18 protein-coding genes are annotated in these 15,462 nt (G+C 65.9%); 5 read left to right on the plus strand and 13 right to left on the minus strand.

What is annotated here, in order from left to right; genetic code table 11:
* Nucleotides 1-38: 38 nt before the first annotated feature.
* From AB0M22_RS10000 to AB0M22_RS10035, 8 genes are read right to left on the minus strand one after another with little or no spacing between them, the layout of a single operon-like run.
* A complete protein-coding gene (locus AB0M22_RS10000) occupies nucleotides 39-1,139 on the minus strand; it encodes an MCE family protein (protein ID WP_364723214.1) in 1,101 nt (366 codons plus the stop codon).
* The gene (locus AB0M22_RS10005; RefSeq protein WP_364723217.1) at nucleotides 1,139-2,161 is read right to left on the minus strand and encodes an MCE family protein; all 1,023 of its coding nucleotides are present in this window, start codon (nucleotides 2,159-2,161) and stop codon (nucleotides 1,139-1,141) included. The genes AB0M22_RS10000 and AB0M22_RS10005 overlap by 1 nt, the downstream gene beginning before the upstream one ends.
* Complete coding sequence (locus AB0M22_RS10010; RefSeq protein WP_364723220.1) at nucleotides 2,161-3,183, minus strand: MlaD family protein; 1,023 nt, start codon at nucleotides 3,181-3,183, stop codon at nucleotides 2,161-2,163. The genes AB0M22_RS10005 and AB0M22_RS10010 overlap by 1 nt, the downstream gene beginning before the upstream one ends.
* Nucleotides 3,184-3,185: 2 nt before the next feature.
* Entirely contained in the window at nucleotides 3,186-4,550 is a 1,365-nt protein-coding gene (locus AB0M22_RS10015; RefSeq protein WP_364723222.1) for an MCE family protein, read from the minus strand.
* 9 nt (nucleotides 4,551-4,559) lie between these two features.
* Nucleotides 4,560-5,423 carry an ABC transporter permease gene (locus tag AB0M22_RS10020; protein WP_364723224.1) on the minus strand — a complete coding sequence of 288 codons (864 nt, stop codon included), beginning with the start codon at nucleotides 5,421-5,423 and terminating at the stop codon, nucleotides 4,560-4,562.
* A gap of 1 nt (nucleotide 5,424) precedes the next feature.
* Nucleotides 5,425-6,279 (minus strand): ABC transporter permease, encoded by an 855-nt coding sequence (locus tag AB0M22_RS10025; protein WP_364723227.1) that lies wholly within the window; start codon nucleotides 6,277-6,279, stop codon nucleotides 5,425-5,427.
* Between the two features lie 19 nt (nucleotides 6,280-6,298).
* Nucleotides 6,299-6,487 carry a hypothetical protein gene (locus AB0M22_RS10030; protein ID WP_364723229.1) on the minus strand — a complete coding sequence of 63 codons (189 nt, stop codon included), beginning with the start codon at nucleotides 6,485-6,487 and terminating at the stop codon, nucleotides 6,299-6,301.
* Nucleotides 6,487-6,711: a hypothetical protein gene (locus AB0M22_RS10035; RefSeq protein WP_364723231.1), complete on the minus strand. Its 225-nt coding sequence runs from the start codon at nucleotides 6,709-6,711 to the stop codon at nucleotides 6,487-6,489. The genes AB0M22_RS10030 and AB0M22_RS10035 overlap by 1 nt, the downstream gene beginning before the upstream one ends.
* A 291-nt stretch (nucleotides 6,712-7,002) precedes the next feature.
* Between AB0M22_RS10035 and AB0M22_RS10040 the strand changes: the two genes are divergently transcribed.
* On the plus strand, nucleotides 7,003-7,905 hold the full coding sequence (locus AB0M22_RS10040) for an oxygenase MpaB family protein (protein ID WP_364723233.1): 903 nt from the start codon (nucleotides 7,003-7,005) through the stop codon (nucleotides 7,903-7,905).
* A gap of 15 nt (nucleotides 7,906-7,920) precedes the next feature.
* Here the strand turns inward: AB0M22_RS10040 and AB0M22_RS10045 are convergent, their stop codons facing one another.
* Nucleotides 7,921-9,048, minus strand: coding sequence for a serine hydrolase domain-containing protein (locus tag AB0M22_RS10045; protein ID WP_364723236.1), 1,128 nt, complete (start codon nucleotides 9,046-9,048; stop codon nucleotides 7,921-7,923).
* 175 nt (nucleotides 9,049-9,223) lie between these two features.
* On the minus strand, nucleotides 9,224-10,375 hold the full coding sequence (locus AB0M22_RS10050; RefSeq protein ID WP_364723239.1) for a transposase: 1,152 nt from the start codon (nucleotides 10,373-10,375) through the stop codon (nucleotides 9,224-9,226).
* Nucleotides 10,376-10,467: 92 nt separating this feature from the next.
* Here AB0M22_RS10050 and AB0M22_RS10055 point away from each other — a divergent pair, with 92 nt between their 5' ends.
* The 3 genes from AB0M22_RS10055 (at nucleotide 10,468) to AB0M22_RS10065 (ending at nucleotide 13,051) form a co-directional block, all read left to right on the plus strand.
* The gene (locus AB0M22_RS10055; RefSeq protein WP_364723242.1) at nucleotides 10,468-11,289 is read left to right on the plus strand and encodes a carboxymuconolactone decarboxylase family protein; all 822 of its coding nucleotides are present in this window, start codon (nucleotides 10,468-10,470) and stop codon (nucleotides 11,287-11,289) included.
* 51 nt (nucleotides 11,290-11,340) lie between these two features.
* Entirely contained in the window at nucleotides 11,341-12,036 is a 696-nt protein-coding gene (locus tag AB0M22_RS10060; protein WP_364723245.1) for a type 1 glutamine amidotransferase domain-containing protein, read from the plus strand.
* A gap of 142 nt (nucleotides 12,037-12,178) precedes the next feature.
* Complete coding sequence (locus tag AB0M22_RS10065; protein WP_364723248.1) at nucleotides 12,179-13,051, plus strand: aldo/keto reductase; 873 nt, start codon at nucleotides 12,179-12,181, stop codon at nucleotides 13,049-13,051.
* A 48-nt stretch (nucleotides 13,052-13,099) separates the two neighbouring features.
* On the opposite strand, the gene AB0M22_RS10070 is transcribed toward AB0M22_RS10065, so the two are convergent.
* Nucleotides 13,100-13,288: a hypothetical protein gene (locus AB0M22_RS10070; protein ID WP_364723250.1), complete on the minus strand. Its 189-nt coding sequence runs from the start codon at nucleotides 13,286-13,288 to the stop codon at nucleotides 13,100-13,102.
* Between the two features lie 257 nt (nucleotides 13,289-13,545).
* Between AB0M22_RS10070 and AB0M22_RS10075 the strand changes: the two genes are divergently transcribed.
* Nucleotides 13,546-14,892 (plus strand): helix-turn-helix transcriptional regulator, encoded by a 1,347-nt coding sequence (locus tag AB0M22_RS10075; RefSeq protein ID WP_150408067.1) that lies wholly within the window; start codon nucleotides 13,546-13,548, stop codon nucleotides 14,890-14,892.
* A 27-nt stretch (nucleotides 14,893-14,919) separates the two neighbouring features.
* Here the strand turns inward: AB0M22_RS10075 and AB0M22_RS10080 are convergent, their stop codons facing one another.
* Nucleotides 14,920-15,081: a hypothetical protein gene (locus AB0M22_RS10080; RefSeq protein WP_191094439.1), complete on the minus strand. Its 162-nt coding sequence runs from the start codon at nucleotides 15,079-15,081 to the stop codon at nucleotides 14,920-14,922.
* 123 nt (nucleotides 15,082-15,204) lie between these two features.
* Nucleotides 15,205-15,423, minus strand: coding sequence for an MbtH family protein (locus AB0M22_RS10085; protein WP_150408068.1), 219 nt, complete (start codon nucleotides 15,421-15,423; stop codon nucleotides 15,205-15,207).
* Nucleotides 15,424-15,462 lie beyond the last annotated feature (39 nt).

A 15,462-nucleotide genomic window follows, 5' to 3' on the forward strand; every position in this document is an offset into this window, starting at 1 on the left:
GCGGTGGCCGGGCGACGGGTGGGCGAGCGCGCGTGCCCTCATTTGGTCAGTCCGAGCAGTGCGGCGGTCAGGCCGAAGTCCGGGCCGAAGTCCTGGATCTTGCCGGTCCGGCAGCCGTCCAGGCGCATCTGCACCCGTTCGCAGAACACCGACAGCGCCTCGCCGTCGAGGACCGACTTGTCCAGCAGGCCGTGCAGGCGCAGCGCCTGATGCTCCCGGCTGGTCGCATTGGCGAGGTTCTGGAAGAACAGCGGTGTGACGTCGGCGATTTCGGTGACCGATCGTGCGTTGGCCCGCATCTGACCGGTGAGCGCGGTGAATCTGGTCAGTGCGCCGAGCAATTGCTCACGATTGGTGCCGACCACCGTGGAGGTGTTGGTGACGAAGTCGTTGAGCTGCGTCAGCACAGCCTGCAACCCCGGCGCCTGATCCCCCATGAGCTGCACCATTTCGGTGAGCCGGCCGCTGAAATCACGCACCGTCTGGTCGTTCTCGGCAATGATCTGGGTGATCTCGTTGAGTTTCACGATGGTGTTGGAGATCTGGTCGCCGTTGGCCAGGCTCACCTCGAACGCCGAGGACATCGCGTCGAGCGTCTCGCGCAGCTTGTCCCCGTTGCCGTCGAGCAGCGGGAAGAGCACCCGGCTGGCCATCGGCCCGGTCTCGTTGTCGCCCTTCAACGCTCGGCCGAGCTGATCGAAATTGTCCAGGATGCGGTCGAGTTCGACGGGCGTGCGGGTGTGTTCGAGCGGGATGTGCGCGCCATCGGCCAGCACCGGGCCGTTCCCCTCGTAAGCGGGGGCGAGTTCGACGTGCCGGTTGGTGATCAGCTGCGGTGACACCAGCGCGGCAATCGCGTCCGCGGGCACCTTGACGTTCTTGTCGATGGACATGGTCACCTCGACGTAGCTGCCCCGGGCGGTCACCGTGTCGACCTTGCCCACCGGGACGCCGAGGATCGCGACGTCGTTGCCCGCGTACAGGCCGGCCACGTTCTCGAAATCGGCGCTGATCCGGAGGTGTTCGCCGAGATACTCCGCAGGCAGCGTGCTGAGACTGTCCGGCAGCAGCGAGCAGCCGGAGGCCACCGCCGCGGCCCAGCACAACACGGCGGTTTTCCGGAAAGTACCTATTTTCATCAGTTGCACCCCTGTACCGCACCGGCGAAACACAGCCAGTTGTCCGGGAAGATCCACGGCGCCCACACGTCGCCGTAGGGGCCGTTGCCCAGCGCGTTGTTGAACTGCCGCAGGGCCACCGGCATGATTTCGTAGAGCGAGTCGAGGTTGTCCTTGTTCTTCTCCAGGCCCTCGGACATGGTGTTCAGGCTCTGGATCATCGGCCCGAGCTGATCGTTGTTCTCCAGGCCCATCTGTTGCAGCAGCCGGGACAGCTCGGCGACGTTGTCCAGCAACGACTTCAGCATGGTCTGGCGCTGCGCGACCGCGTTGCCGATCGCCTCGCCGCGGGTCAGCAGCAACAACACGCTGTTGCGGTTGTCCGACACCAGCTGCGAGACCTGATCCATGCTCTTCAACAGCACGTCGACCTCGTCGCGACGGTCGTTGATCACCCTGGCGAGCGCGCCGACGCTGTTCAACGCCTCGACGGTGAGCTGCGGCGAGTCACCCATCTGCCGGCTGAGCAGATCCAGCGACTGGCGCAGCTTGGCCGGGTCGATCCGTTCGATGCGCTCGAACGAGGACTTGTACACCGGATCCTGAATCACCTTGCCGAGGTTGTACGGCACCGAGGTGTTCGCCAGCACGATCCGGTTGTCCGGCAGCCCTTTTCCGTTGCCGGGGATCAATTCGACGTGCAGCTTGCCGAGAATGGTGGTCATCTTGATCGCCGCGTGCGCGTCCGGCCCGAGCCGCAGATCGCGGCGAACCCGCAGGTCGACAATGACTTTCGCGCCCTCCAGTCGCACCGCGCGCACCGTACCCACCTCGATACCCGACACATCCACCGACGCACCCGCCCGAAGCCCAGCGGCCTGAGCGAATTCCGCCTGAATAGTCTTGTCCCCCAACCGAGCCTGCGACAGCGCGCTGGACCCGACCAGCAGCAGCACCACCGAGCCCGCCGCGAGCAGACCCAGCCACAGCAGCCGGTTCCGCGGCAATCGGACCCGGCCGAACATCGACCGCGCTCGTGTCATCACCGGCACACCTCCGATTGCGAATTGCCGCCGACCTGCGAGAACAGCCCTGGTGGCAGCAGCACGCCCCACAGCGAGACATCCAGGCGGCAGATGTAGGCATTGCCGTAGGCGCCATAACTGGTGAACCTGGCGATGCCGTTGAGCAGGCTCGGCAGCTCGACGGCCGCCTGATCCAGCGACGCGCCGTTGAGCAGCAGCAGCGCCACTCCACTCGTCGCATCGTTCTGTGCGCGAGCGATATTCGGCTTCACCTGGCCGATCAGTCGCGCCAGCGAGTCGGTCGAGGTGGCTACCTGATCGACCGAACCCTTCAGCGACTCACCTTGCGCGTAGAGCGATTCGACCAGCGAACGCGCCTGGGTGATCAGCGTTTCCAGGTCGCCGCTGCGGTGCGCCAGTCCGGCGATGACGCTGCTCAGGTTGCTGATCACGTCGCCGAGAATCTTATCGCGTTGCCCGAAGGTCCCCGCGAGTTCGGCGGCCTGGGTGATCAGCGCGCTGAGCGAGACATTGTTGCCCTGTAGCGCCTGGATCAGCGTCTCCGACAGCGAGTTGATCTGATCCGGTTGCAGCACGCTGAACAGCGGCTCGAACCCGGACAGCAGCGCGGACACGTCGAACGAGGGCTCGGTGCGCTCCAGCGGTATCGCCGAACCGGCTGCCAGCACCTGACCGTCGCCGGTGCCCGGCACCAGCGCGACATAGCGCTGCCCGATCAGGTTCTGGTAGCGCACCAGGGCCTTCGTGGTGGTGGTGAGGTGCTGCCTGCGCTGGATGCGGAACTCGATACGCGCGCGGTAGTCACTGTCGAAGTCGATCGCGTCCACCCGGCCGACCCGCACGCCGGCCGTCCGGATGTCGTCGCCGACCCGCAGGCCGAGGACGTCGGTGAAGGTCGCGGAGTAGGAGTCGGTATCGCCGGTGACCGAACGCTGCAAGGTGGACCAGATCGTGTACGTCAGCGCGATCGCGACGACGGCGAAGAGGCTGAAGCCGATCAGCGCCTTTCTCGATTTCATGATCAGCGACCGCCCTTGTCCGCCGGAGCGACCGAACCGCCGGCCAGCAGCGGCGAGAGCAGCAGATACTGCGCGGCGGTCGGTGTACCGCCGACGATCGCCGCTACCGCATCGGTGCCACGTAAACTATTGGGCTCCAACGCGTTCGGTGCCGGGTCCTTCGCCGCGGCCGGTGCGGTGAGGCCGGGGATCATCGGAATGCCCGGAATGGCAGGCAGTGTGGGCACCACCGGCGCGGGTCCCGCCGACGCCAACCACTTCGGCGTCATCTGCGCCGGAAACTCCTGTGGCGGCGCGGTTTCCGGAACCGAGGAACCACCGCAGCGCGGCCCGGCCATGCTGCCGTAACGCGGGCAGTCCGCGGCCGTGTACTGCTGGAACGGGGTGAAGGACACGTCCATCTTCCAGATCATCTGGCGGCTCGGGCCGAAGCCGAACACCGAGCGCAACTTCTGTAGCGAGACATTGAGATTGGCTGCCGTCTGCTGCAACGCCCGCGGATCCTCGGCCAGGCTGCCGAAGAGTTCGCCGAGGCCGGAGACCACTTCCTTGCCTGCGTCCGGGTTGCGGGCAAACAGCGAATTCACCGAGTCGACCGCACCGCTCGCGTTGGTCAGCAGCGCTACCAGCTGGTCCCGGCGTTCGGTGAGCGTCCGCGCGGTGGTCACCGACTCCGACAGCACCCCGACCAGATCGGGCGCGGACGCGCTCAATGCCGTTGCGGCCCGGCCGAGATTGCCGAGCAGGTCGCCGATCCCGGGAACGGCATGCATCTGGGTCAGCCAGAGATCCAGGCGTTCGATGGTGGACCCGGGCACGCGCACGGACGGGTCGAGCGCGTCGGCCAGCGTCGCGAGCACCCGGCCCAGCTTCTCCGGCTGGATGTGGTCGAGCACGTCGCGCAACACGCTGAGCGTGGTCTGCAACTGGACGGTGCCCTCGCTGGTGTCCTCGGGGATCTCCGCACCGGCGCGCAGCGTCTGGGTGGTGTGCCCGTTGTCGACGAGTTCGATCGCGGTCACGCCGAAGATGTTGTTCGGGATGACCCGGGCCGTGACCGCGGCCGGAATCATCGCCGCGACCGCCGGTTTCAGGTCGAGCTCGGCGCGCTGGCGCTCGCCCTTGGCAACCACCTCCACGTCGGCCACCGAGCCGACGATCATGCCGCGGAACTTCACGTCGGCATGTTCGGGCAGCCCGTCGCCGGTGCTGGTGAGCAGGGCGACCACGCCGACCTTGTCCTCGAAACGACCGGTGTAGCGCAGCCCGAGCAGGAACAACAGCAGCAACAGCACCGTGGTCAGCGCGATGCCGGCCAGCGAGAGCTGGCGCGCGCTCGGCCCGCGGCCACTGGGATCGATGATCATCGCGGGCCCCTATCCCGAGATCCGGAAGCCGGGGTCGATGCCCCAGATCGCCAGCGTGAGAAACAGATTCGCGAACACCATGACGACGATCACCATCTTGATCGCGCGCCCCGCCGCCTGCCCGACCCCTTCCGGCCCGCCGGTCGCGACATAGCCGTAATAGCACTGCAAGAACGTCGAAATCATCACGAACACCACCACTTTGAGCACCGAGTAGAAAACGTCCGTGCCGTTGAGGAATTGGAAGAAGTAGTGGTCATAGGTGCCCGCCGAGGTGCCGCCGAGGAACAGCACCGACAGCTTGGTCATCAGATACGCGACCGCGAGGCCGACGCTGTAGAGCGGGACGATGGTCAGCGTCGCGGCGATCATCCTGGTCGTGATCAGGTACGGAAGCGGCCGGATGGCAATGGATTCCAGCGCGTCGATCTCCTCGGAGATCCGCATCGCGCCCAGCTGCGCGGTGAATCGGCAACCCGCCTGGATCGCGAACGCCAAAGTCGCCAGGATCGGGCCGATTTCGCGCGTGGTGGCGAACCCGGAGATGGCGCCGGTCAGCGGGTTCATCGTGAGCAGGTTCAGCGCGGTGTAGGACTCCATGCCGACGGTGATCCCGCCGAATCCACACAGGATGACCACCACGCCGACGGTGCCGCCGCCGACGATCAGCGACCCGTTGCCCCACCCGACGTCGGCGGTGAGCCGCAGCACCTCTTTGCGATAGTGCTTGAGCGCGAACGGTATTGCCACGATCGCCGCGACGAAGGTGAGGGCCTGATGACCGAGCCGCTGATTGGCCCGCACCGGTCCGCGGACGGCGCCGCCGACCACCTTGAACGGTTGCAACGCCGGTGGCGTATAGCGCGACCCCATATCAGAGCACCTTCGCCGGGAACAGCGTGTTGTACACCTGCGTGATGATGATGTTGGTGGCGAACAACATCAGCGCCGAATTGACCACCGCCGCGTTCACCGAATTCGCCACGCCCCCGGGCCCGCCCTTGGTGTGCAGGCCGATGTCGCAGGCGATGATCGCGGTGAGCGCACCGAAGATCGCGGCCTTCACCAGCGCGACGATCAGGTCGTCGGCGACCGCGAACGAGGCGAACGTGCTGATGAACGTGCCCGACGTGCCACCCTGCGCATAGACATTGAACAGATAGCCGGTGGCGAAGCCGACGAACACCACGAAGCCGCACAGCAGCATGCTCACCAGCACCGCGGCCGCGAGCCGCGGCGCGACCAGCCTGCGGATCGGATCGACGCCCATCACCATCATGGCGTCGATCTCCTCCCGGATCGTGCGCGAGCCGAGGTCGGCGCAGATGGCCGAGCCGACCGCGCCGGCGATCATCAGCGAGGTGACCAGCGGCGCGCCCTGGCGGATGATGCCGAGGCCGCTGACCGCGCCGATGAAGGTGGTCGCGCCGACCTGACTCACCAACGCGCCCAACTGAATCGAGACCACCACCGCCACCGGGATCGCGACGAACACCGTCGGCGCGGCGGAGACGCTGGCCATGAACGCGCACTGCTTGATGAACTCCTGGAACGGGAATCGGCGGGTGAGGATCGCGCGCAACATCTCCAGCACGGCGTCGCGACCCAGCTTCACCTGCCTGCCCAGCGTCTCCAGCGACCGCTGGGGATGCCGCTGCCACAGACCTCTGAGGTCGTCGACGGCCCGCTCCAGATCGGTCCGCTCCGGCGGTCGTTCGGTGGTGGTCACTCGTTACTGCCTCTCCGGGTCACGCGGTGCCGCTCAACTGCCGTTGCAGCAGCACCAGGAGGTAGCCGACGACGGCGACGCCCGCCACGAGGGTGCTCAGCACGGCCAGCCACAGGCCGAACCGCAGCACCGGATCGACCCGCGTGCGCCCGCCGAGGACCTTGACGCCGATCACCACGATGTCGATGAGCCAGACCAAGATCATCATCAGGTCATGCACACATTCGAGAAGGTGAGCACCGGCCAGCAGACGATCGCGCCCAGGAACGAGATGACCACGTCGATGCCGTGCATATTCCGTAGATGGCTGGTGTGCGTGAGCGTCCAGATGACACCGATCAACCCGTACGGGATGCCGAGAATGACCAGCGTCCCGAGGAACTCCGAGACCTTCATCTCGTAGCTGAATATCCGATCCAGCCGCTTGAGCATGCGTGTCCTTTCGCGTGCCGGCCGACGCGACCGGACGCCCACGGCAGGCCCCGAACCGGGATCCGCCGTTGGATCCTTCCCGGACACCCTACGGTCCGGCATGGGCCCGTATGTTACGCACGATTCCGCACTTTGCGGAACCCTTTCGCATACATTGACAGCCAGACAGCCAGGAATATTCGCATGCAGCCGGACCCGTTGACGCGAAGGGCGCATCCGACTTAAGTTATCAATAGTTCACAGGTTGTTCACGCCCTGCGGAGTCGATTCCGGACCCGAAAGGACTCCCTCATGACCACCGCCGCTCACCCCTCGGAACAGGCCATCCCGCTGTCGAAGGACCAGACCCGCATCCACATCGGCACCGCTCACCGACCGATCACCAAACGAGCGATCAAGCTGACCGACGCGCTGGACTTCTGGTCCTTCGCGGGCGCGGCGGCCAATGTCGCGATGCAGATGGCCCGGCCGGGCGTCGGCTATGGCGTCGCGGAGAGCAAGGTCGAGTCCGGATCCTTGATGCAGCATCCGTGGAAGCGGGCCCGCACCACGACGCAGTACCTGGCCGTCGCCATTCTCGGCACCGACGAGGAGCGCCTCGCCTATCGCGAAGCGGTGAATGTCGCGCACCGGCAAGTACATTCGGCGCCGGGCGCACCGGTGAAGTACAACGCGTTCGACCGCAATCTCCAATTATGGGTCGCCGCTTGCCTGTACATCGGCTTCGAGGACACCTACCAACTGCTGCAAGGCCGGATGAGCGACGAGCAGGCCGAGGCGTTCTACGTGTCGTCCTCGACGCTGGGCACCACGTTGCAGGTGACCGAGGAGTTGTGGCCCGCCACCCGGGCGGAGTTCGATCAGTACTGGAACGAGGCCTGCGCGCAGGTCTCGATCGACGAGTATGTCGGCGCCTACCTCGATGACCTGCTGAACCTGCGGATGATCCACTGGTATCTGCGGCTGCCGTTCCGAAACCTGTTGAAGTTCCTCACCATCGGCTTCCTCGCGCCGATCTTCCGCGAGCAGCTCCGGGTCGAATGGAGCGCCGCCGATCAGCGGCGCTTCGAGCATCTGTTCGTGTTCGTCGCCTTCGTCAACCGGTTCATCCCGCGCTTCCTGCGCCACGGCGGAACCTACAGCCTGATGGCGGATGTGCGCCGCCGGATCCGCAAACAGAAGAACCTCATCTGAACGAGTGGAATTGCCCTACGGGCAGAGCGCGTGGCCGAGCATGCCGACCAGGTCGGGCATCGAACTCAGGTCATGGTTGAAGGTGAAGGTGACCGCACGGCCGTCCGGCGTCGCGCCGGACACGCTGTTGTAGCCGTAGATCCCGCCCGAGTGACCGAAATACTCTGCGCCGCATGGCAATGTGGTGTGCCCCAGGCCGAGTCCGTAGTACATCTTCGAGCCCTCGTCCGTCAGCACGCCGTTACGCATCTCGCGCAACCCGGCCTCGGGGACCACCCGACCGGCCAGCAATGCCGAGTAGAAGCGGTTCAGGTCGGCACCCGTCGAGATCAGCGCGCCGGCCGCCCACGGCACCGACGGCTCGATGCGTGTCACGTCGGTCAGTGAACCATCCACCACCGCATAGCCTTTGGGGTGCGGTCCGCGGATATCGCGATCACCCGAAGCGGGCAGGTAGGTGTCGGCCAGCCCTTGCGGTTGCAGGATGCGCCGGTTCAGCTCGTCGGCATACGCTGCGCCGGTGACCTTTTCGACCAGCATGGCGGCAACGTAGTAGTTGGTGTTGCTGTATTGGTAGCGAGCGCCGGGGGCGAAATCGGCAGGCCGCTGCAAAGCAATCGCCATCCCCTCGGCCGGCATCATGGTCCGGTTCTCCAACGCCGCACGATATTCGTCGACCCGCGGATCCTTGGTGATCTCCGGCAATCCGCTCTGATGCCGCAGGATCTGGCGCACCGTGATCGCCCGCCCGTCGATCCCCTCGCCTCGCAGCAGGCCGGGCAGATAGGTCTCGACCGGCTCGTCCAGCCGCACCATGCCCTCCGTGACAAGCTGGAGAACGATCGCGCTGGTAAAGGTTTTCGAGATGCTGCCGACCCGGACGCGCTGCGCCGGATCGGTGGGAATCTTTGCGCCCGTGGTGATATCGGCGACGCCACTGGTGAGCACGACCGTCTTGCCGTTATCGGTGACGGTGGCGATCGCACCGGTGGCACCCGCCGCCACGACGCCGTCGATATCGGCCTGCACGGCGCGAATCCTGTTGTCCGGCATACCGGAAGGGGCGTTCGACTGCTGGCCCGACGTGCACCCGGCGAGCAGGGCAACCGCGGAGAGGGCGACGATGATCGGGGCGAATCGCATACCGAAACGCTATGGAGCAGGGCGCCGGGCCACATCGGGGACGCACCCCGAGATTCCCCCTGATCTCACCTCCCCGTCAAGGATGAGCCGTCCGCGGCACTTGCGCTGGAGCGCACTCCAACTTCTACAGTCGTGCCTTAACGCTTCCCCCACCCGAAGGCAGGAGATCTCACGCTCAGACCGCAACCGAACCAACCGCCCGAAGGAGGTGACCCGATTGTCTGACATCCTCGACACGTGTGTGGCCGCGCTCTGCCACAGCCAGAATCACTCTGGCAGCGTTCCGGTCACGGTCGTCGGTGTATCCGCAGGCCTGGCACCGGAAGGTTCGCTCCCCGAGTTCGAGTCGCTGCTTGGCTCTCGCGAAACAACTCGAACACGTCATGCTCGTATAGGCGGGCCGCACCAACACCACCCTCCGGCCGGCCCGCACACCACGCTCGATCAACTCCCGCTTCGCCGCACCGATCGCCGCATCCGCAGCCTTACGCGCCATCGTGGACTTCGCCAGAAAGATCGGTTCGAAATCCTCCACCGCGATCACCTCATGATGCTCGACAACACTTTTCGCCCACACCCGCGAATCATGCACGGTCTGCCGAGCCGCCTTCTTATGCAGCTTCGCCGCCACCCGCGCCGCGCGCTGATACCCACCCGACTGCTGACCGCGCTTACGCCTTCGCCTGGCCATCTTGCGTTGCGCCCGAGCAAGTTCCGCCGCGCAGCGGGCACGGTACCCACGATAAGGAAGATCGAATGCAAGATCGGTCGTGGTGGCAGTAGTACTTACGCCCCAGTCGATGCCGATACCGTCTCCCGCCGTAGCTGCGGGATCGACGGTACGTCGCACGACAAACGACGCGTACCAGTGCCCGAGCGAATCCCGGGTAATCCGCACGCTGCTCGGCTCAGACGGAAACGTCCGCGACCATACCACTGGAATACTGATGCCCTTGGCCAGCACCAGCCGCCCGTCGCTAATGGTGAATCCGCGGCGCGTGTACTCCAGCGACACCCGGGCCCGCTTGCGGGCCTTGAACACGGGCCGTCTCCGCCCCTTGACAGTGAACGACTGACCAAGCGCTTGCGCGTACGACCGCAGCATCTGCTGCTGTGCGACTTGCGATCCCTCCCGCAACCATGTGTTCTGGCAGCGGGCCTCGGTCAGCAGCCTACTCAGTCTGCCGAACGTCGGTTTGTTCCCTGACCTCTGCTGGTAGACGGCCTCATTCCACAGAAACCGGCAACGATCCCACTCGGCCAGTAATGCAACTTCCGCAGTGCGCCCCGGCCGCAACCGGAAGTTGTACCGCACCACCTCATCCACGCCCGACAACCTAACCCACACCACCGACACCGAACGGAGGACGGCGCTTCCTCCCCTGCGGAAACGAGGAGGTCACTGCGCTACCACATCTGATGACCAGCACACAGGACGCCACCGGCCAGAACGATCGTTACGAGCGCGGCCTCGCGCTGCTCCAGCACATCGGCGGGCAGGAGCGGCCGGCCGTGCTGGACAGCCTGGCCGACATCGCCCCCGACCTGGGCCGCATCACCGTCGAGTTCGGCTACGGCGACATCCTCTCGCGTCCGGGCCTGACCCTGCGCGAGCGCCAGCTCGCCACCGTGGGCGCGCTGGCCGCACTCGGCAATGCCGCACCTCAGCTGCGGTTCCACATCGACGGGGCGCTCAATGTCGGCGCGACCCGCACCGAGATCGTCGAGGTCATGGTGCATGCGAGCGTCTACGCGGGTTTCCCGGCCGCGCTCAACGGCCTGACCGCCGCCAAGGAGGTGTTCGCCACCCGGACGGACCTGCCCGCCGAGCCCGCCGCGGCAGGCCCGCCGGACGGTGACCGATTCGAGCGCGGATCGGCCAAGCTGGCCGAGGTCGACGGGCACGCGGGCGAGCAGGTGATCGCCTCGCTGCAGGACATCGCCCCGGACTTCGCCCGCATCCTGATCGAGTTCTCCTTCGGCGACATCTACTCCCGGCCCGGGCTCGACCTGAAGACCCGCGAGCTGGTGTCGGTGGCCATGTGCACCGCGCTCGGCGTCGCGCCCCAGCTCGGTGTGCACATCCACGGGCTGCTCAATGTCGGCGGCACCGAGACCGAGGTGGTCGAGGTGCTGATCCAGATGGCGGGCTACGCCGGATTCCCGGCCGCGCTCAATGGAATCGGGGTGGCGCGCACGGTCTTCGCCGAGCGCAAGAGCCATCAGAATTCCGATGTCTGATATCGGCGATCCCATTGGCCACGCTTCGGCGACGGTCCTAGTGTCGATGACATGGCGAAACTACTTTTTGTACTGACCGGCGCCGACACCTGGACCCTGGCCGACGGCACCCCCCACCCGACCGGCTTCTGGGCCGAGGAGTTCGCCGTGCCCTACGAGGCGGCGAAGGCCGCGGGCCACGAGATCGTGGTGGCCACCCCCGGCGGCGTCGTGCCGCCGGTCGACCAGGGCAGCCTGGCCCCCGACTTCAACGGCGGCCAGGAGGGCGCCGATAAGCGGGCCGCGGTGTTGGCCGCGAGCACCGAATTGCAGCATCCCATCAAGCTGTCCGAGGTCGACCTCGACGACTACGCCGCGGTCTTCTACCCCGGCGGCCACGGCCCGATGGAGGACCTCGCGGTGAACGCCGAGTCCGGCGAACTCCTCACCGCCGCACTGCACTCCGGCAAGCCGCTCGCCATCGTCTGCCACGGCCCCGCCGCGCTGCTCGCCGCGGTCGGCCCCGACGGCGCCAACGCCTTCGCGGGTTACACGCTCACCGGTTTCACCAATGTGGAGGAGCAGCAGGCCGGACTGGCCGACCAGGCCAAGTGGCTGCTGCAGGATCGGCTCGTCGAGTTCGGCGCCGACTTCCAGGAGGGCGAGCCGTGGGCGCCGAAGGTGGTCGTCGACCGCAACCTGATCACCGGGCAGAACCCGGCCTCGTCGGCGGCGGTGGCCGAGGAACTGCTGCGCGCGATCGGCTGACCTTTCGCGCACCGCGAACTTAACCCTCGTGCGGGGAATCGACGGCGCGGTAGAGACGTTGCTTGCGGAAGCAACGTCGCCAGGCGACGTCATACGAGCTCGTCCGCTTTCGCGTAATTCCACTCCGGAAGGAACCGAACCTGTGAGCACCAACCTCCACGCACGGCCTGCCGAAGCGTCCGGCACCTTCGCAATCGGCGGTGACCTTCCCGTCCACCGGCTCGGCTACGGAGCTATGCAGCTCACCGGCCCCGGCGTATGGGGTGATCCGAAGGACCCCGACGAGGCGGTCCGGGTGCTGCGCCGCGCCGTCGAACTCGGCATCAACTTCATCGACACCGCCGACTCCTACGGCCCGTTCGTCAGCGAACTGCTCATCCGAAAGGCGTTGCACCCCTACGCCGATGACCTGGTGATTGCCACCAAGGCAGGACTGACCCGCAGCGGGCCGGGCGACTGGCGTCCGGTCGGCAGGCCCGAATACCTCCGCCAGCAGGCCGAACTCAGCCTGCGCCACCTCGGCGTCGAGCAGATCGGCCTCTACCAGCTGCACCGCATCGATCCGCAGGTGCCGCTGGCCGACCAGCTCGGCGAACTCGTGCTGTTGCAGCAGGAGGGCAAGATCCGGCACATCGGCGTATCCCAGGTGAGCGTCGAACAGTTGAAGCAGGCCCGCGAGATCGCCACCATCGTCTCCGTGCAGAACCTCTACAACCTGACCAACCGGACCGACGAGGACGTGCTCGACTACGCCGAACGGGAGAACATCGCGTTCATCCCGTGGTTCCCCATCGCCACCGGCGAACTTGCCAAGCCGGGTGGACCGCTCGACGCGATCGCGAAGGAACACGGCGCGACCCCCGCCCAGCTCGCGCTCGCCTGGCTGCTGCGTCGTTCGCCGGTGATGCTGCCCATTCCGGGCACGTCCAGCATCGCGCATCTCGAAGAGAACACCGAAGGTGCGCGGATCACGCTGACCGACAAGGAGTTCGAGGCGCTGTCCGCGGCGTCCTGAATCAACCCCGAAACAAGGCGGGCTCGGCTGCGGTCGAGCCCGCCTTGCTCACTTCTCGGCGGCTCGGCGACAGCAGTAGGCCGACGCGCCGAGGTACTGGTGACAACGGGCGCCGTGACCGCCGTGCACGGTGCGGATGAACTGCGCTCGGTCGTAGCTGAGACCCACCGGATCCTGTGTGCAGTCGCGGCTCTGTACCAGCCACAATTCCCGAACATCCGAGTGCAATACGTCCATTGTTCACCTCCGAGTAAAGTCAGTGCACCCGGCGCCTGAGCGCCCCACGGAATCACCGCTCGACACGGATGGATCGGGCCGTGTCGGGACCGTGCGTCGGATTCCGGAATGCCGGCGCCCCGGTAAGGGTTTGGGCAGAACCCCGGCGCCGGGTGCTGATTCAGCGTGCATGTTGCGATTCGGTGGATAACAGACCCGAATGCGGTAATTGCGGGTAGTTTCCGTTTGTATCAGCCTGGTGCGAGGAAGCAGGACCTATGGTTGAGATCGACTGGACGGGCGAGGATGTCCGTGCGCTTCGCGCCGCGATGCGGCGAAGTCGGTACGAATTCGCACGTCTGGTGGGCGTCACCCCGCGCACCGTGGTCTTGTGGGAAAACGGCCGGACAACCCGGATGCATGCCGCAAGCCAACGTCTGCTCGACCAGGTCGTGTCAGAAGCCGATCCGGTCGTCGTCGCACGATTCGAGCGTGCCGTCACCGCGGGCCGGGACACGGGCTTCGACCTCGAAGCCTCCGACTCGGCGCCCGATACGGAAACCCAGCTCGGTAGGGACATCGGGCTCGACAAGGAAGTCGAGGATGACGACGTGAGAAGGCGAGAGTTATTGGCCTGCATCGGGGTCGGCTTGACCGGCACGGCCGCCGACCTGGTCGCGGGCGAGCCGGAGAAGATGCTGGCCACCCTGGATGCCGGATCCATCAGCGAGCGCAGGCTGGGGCTGCTGGAGCAATCGGCCGAGGCGCTCGGCAAACGGGTGGTGCAGGTGCCGCCGCACGAGCTGCTGCACACCACACTCGAGCAATTCCGCACTGTCCGTGGCACTCTCGCGCAGCGGCAGGCCACCCACCATCAGGTCCGGCTGGTCCGCACGGCGGGCAGGCTGGCCAACGTGGTCGGCGAAATCCTGTTCAACGAAGGACATTTGGGCCAGGCCAGGATGTGGTACGCCACCGCGATCCACGCCGCGCAAGACATAGGCGATCGCTATTCCGAGGATATCGCGCTGGCCGGTCTCGCATATTTACCGACATACAGCGACAAACCGGCGGAAGTCTTGAGCTTGCTCGACGGACGGCTCGAAGAAAATCCGGCGCACGGTCCCGCCGCCGCCTGGCTGTGGGGAATGGCCGCGCGGGCGCATGCCAGTCTGGGAAATGCTGTCCAGTTTGCCCGGTGTATCGAGAAATCCGGGCGCGCATTGGAAAATGTTGGGCAGGAAGAGCTTACGATTGGGATCTTTTCCTATAGACCGGAGAAACTTGCTTTTTATCAGGCGATAGGCAACTCGAATCTCGGCCGGGCGGCGGAAACCGCCAAGGCCGCGGCGCGTGCGCTCAGCCTGTACGACCCGCAGGAAACAATGGAGCCCGCGCTCGTTCGCTTCGAGCATGCCACCGCGTTGCTGAGCGCCGGCGAGATCGACGAAGCGTGTTCCGTTGCGACACAGGCGATCACCAGTAATCACACGTATATCGGGCTGACCGTCACCAAGCGGGCGAGCAAGTTCGACGCGGCGCTCACCGGATTCCGCGGTCGCGCGGTCGCGGAGTGGCGCCAGCATGCTCGCGCGGTCATCGAGTCGGCGCGAACCAAGGCATAGCGGAGCGTCATTCGCTCCGCCGGGCCGCTATGCCTGCGCGGCGTCCTGCGGGTGCTGGCGGTGCATCACTCGATCCAGCCAGCCGCTGATCTGTTGCGTCTGTGCGGGTGTCGGACGTCCGCCCGCCCAGCGACGGGCTGCTTCGATCAACGTCTCCGGCAGCGTGGGGGTGATCCGTTGATTCGTCATACGTCCATGATGCACTGGGGCGCAGCGAAGTACGAGTAGGGGGCGGGGCGCGGCGGTCAGCAGGGGGGATGTGGACCGACGCGCCCCGCGCATACAGGTGGATTTGGGCGGTTGTCCGGAACCTCAGGGACTTTCGTTGGACATGGCCTCGATGAGTGACTTGGGTCGCATATCGAGCCAATGCGTTTCGACGTAGTGCAGACAGGCTTTACGCGCCGCGGCGCCGTAGGCGATCGTCCAGCCGCCCGGTACGGCGGCGAATATCGGCCAGAGCGAGTGCTCGCCCTCGTCGTTGATCAGTACGTAGAACTGTGCGCCGTCATCGTCGAAAGGGTTGTTCATCGGGTTTCCTTCTTCCTGGTTGGGTCAGGTATGAGGGGC

The sequence above is a fragment of the Nocardia sp. NPDC051756 genome, from assembly GCF_040681495.1.
GTDB lineage: Bacteria > Actinomycetota > Actinomycetes > Mycobacteriales > Mycobacteriaceae > Nocardia.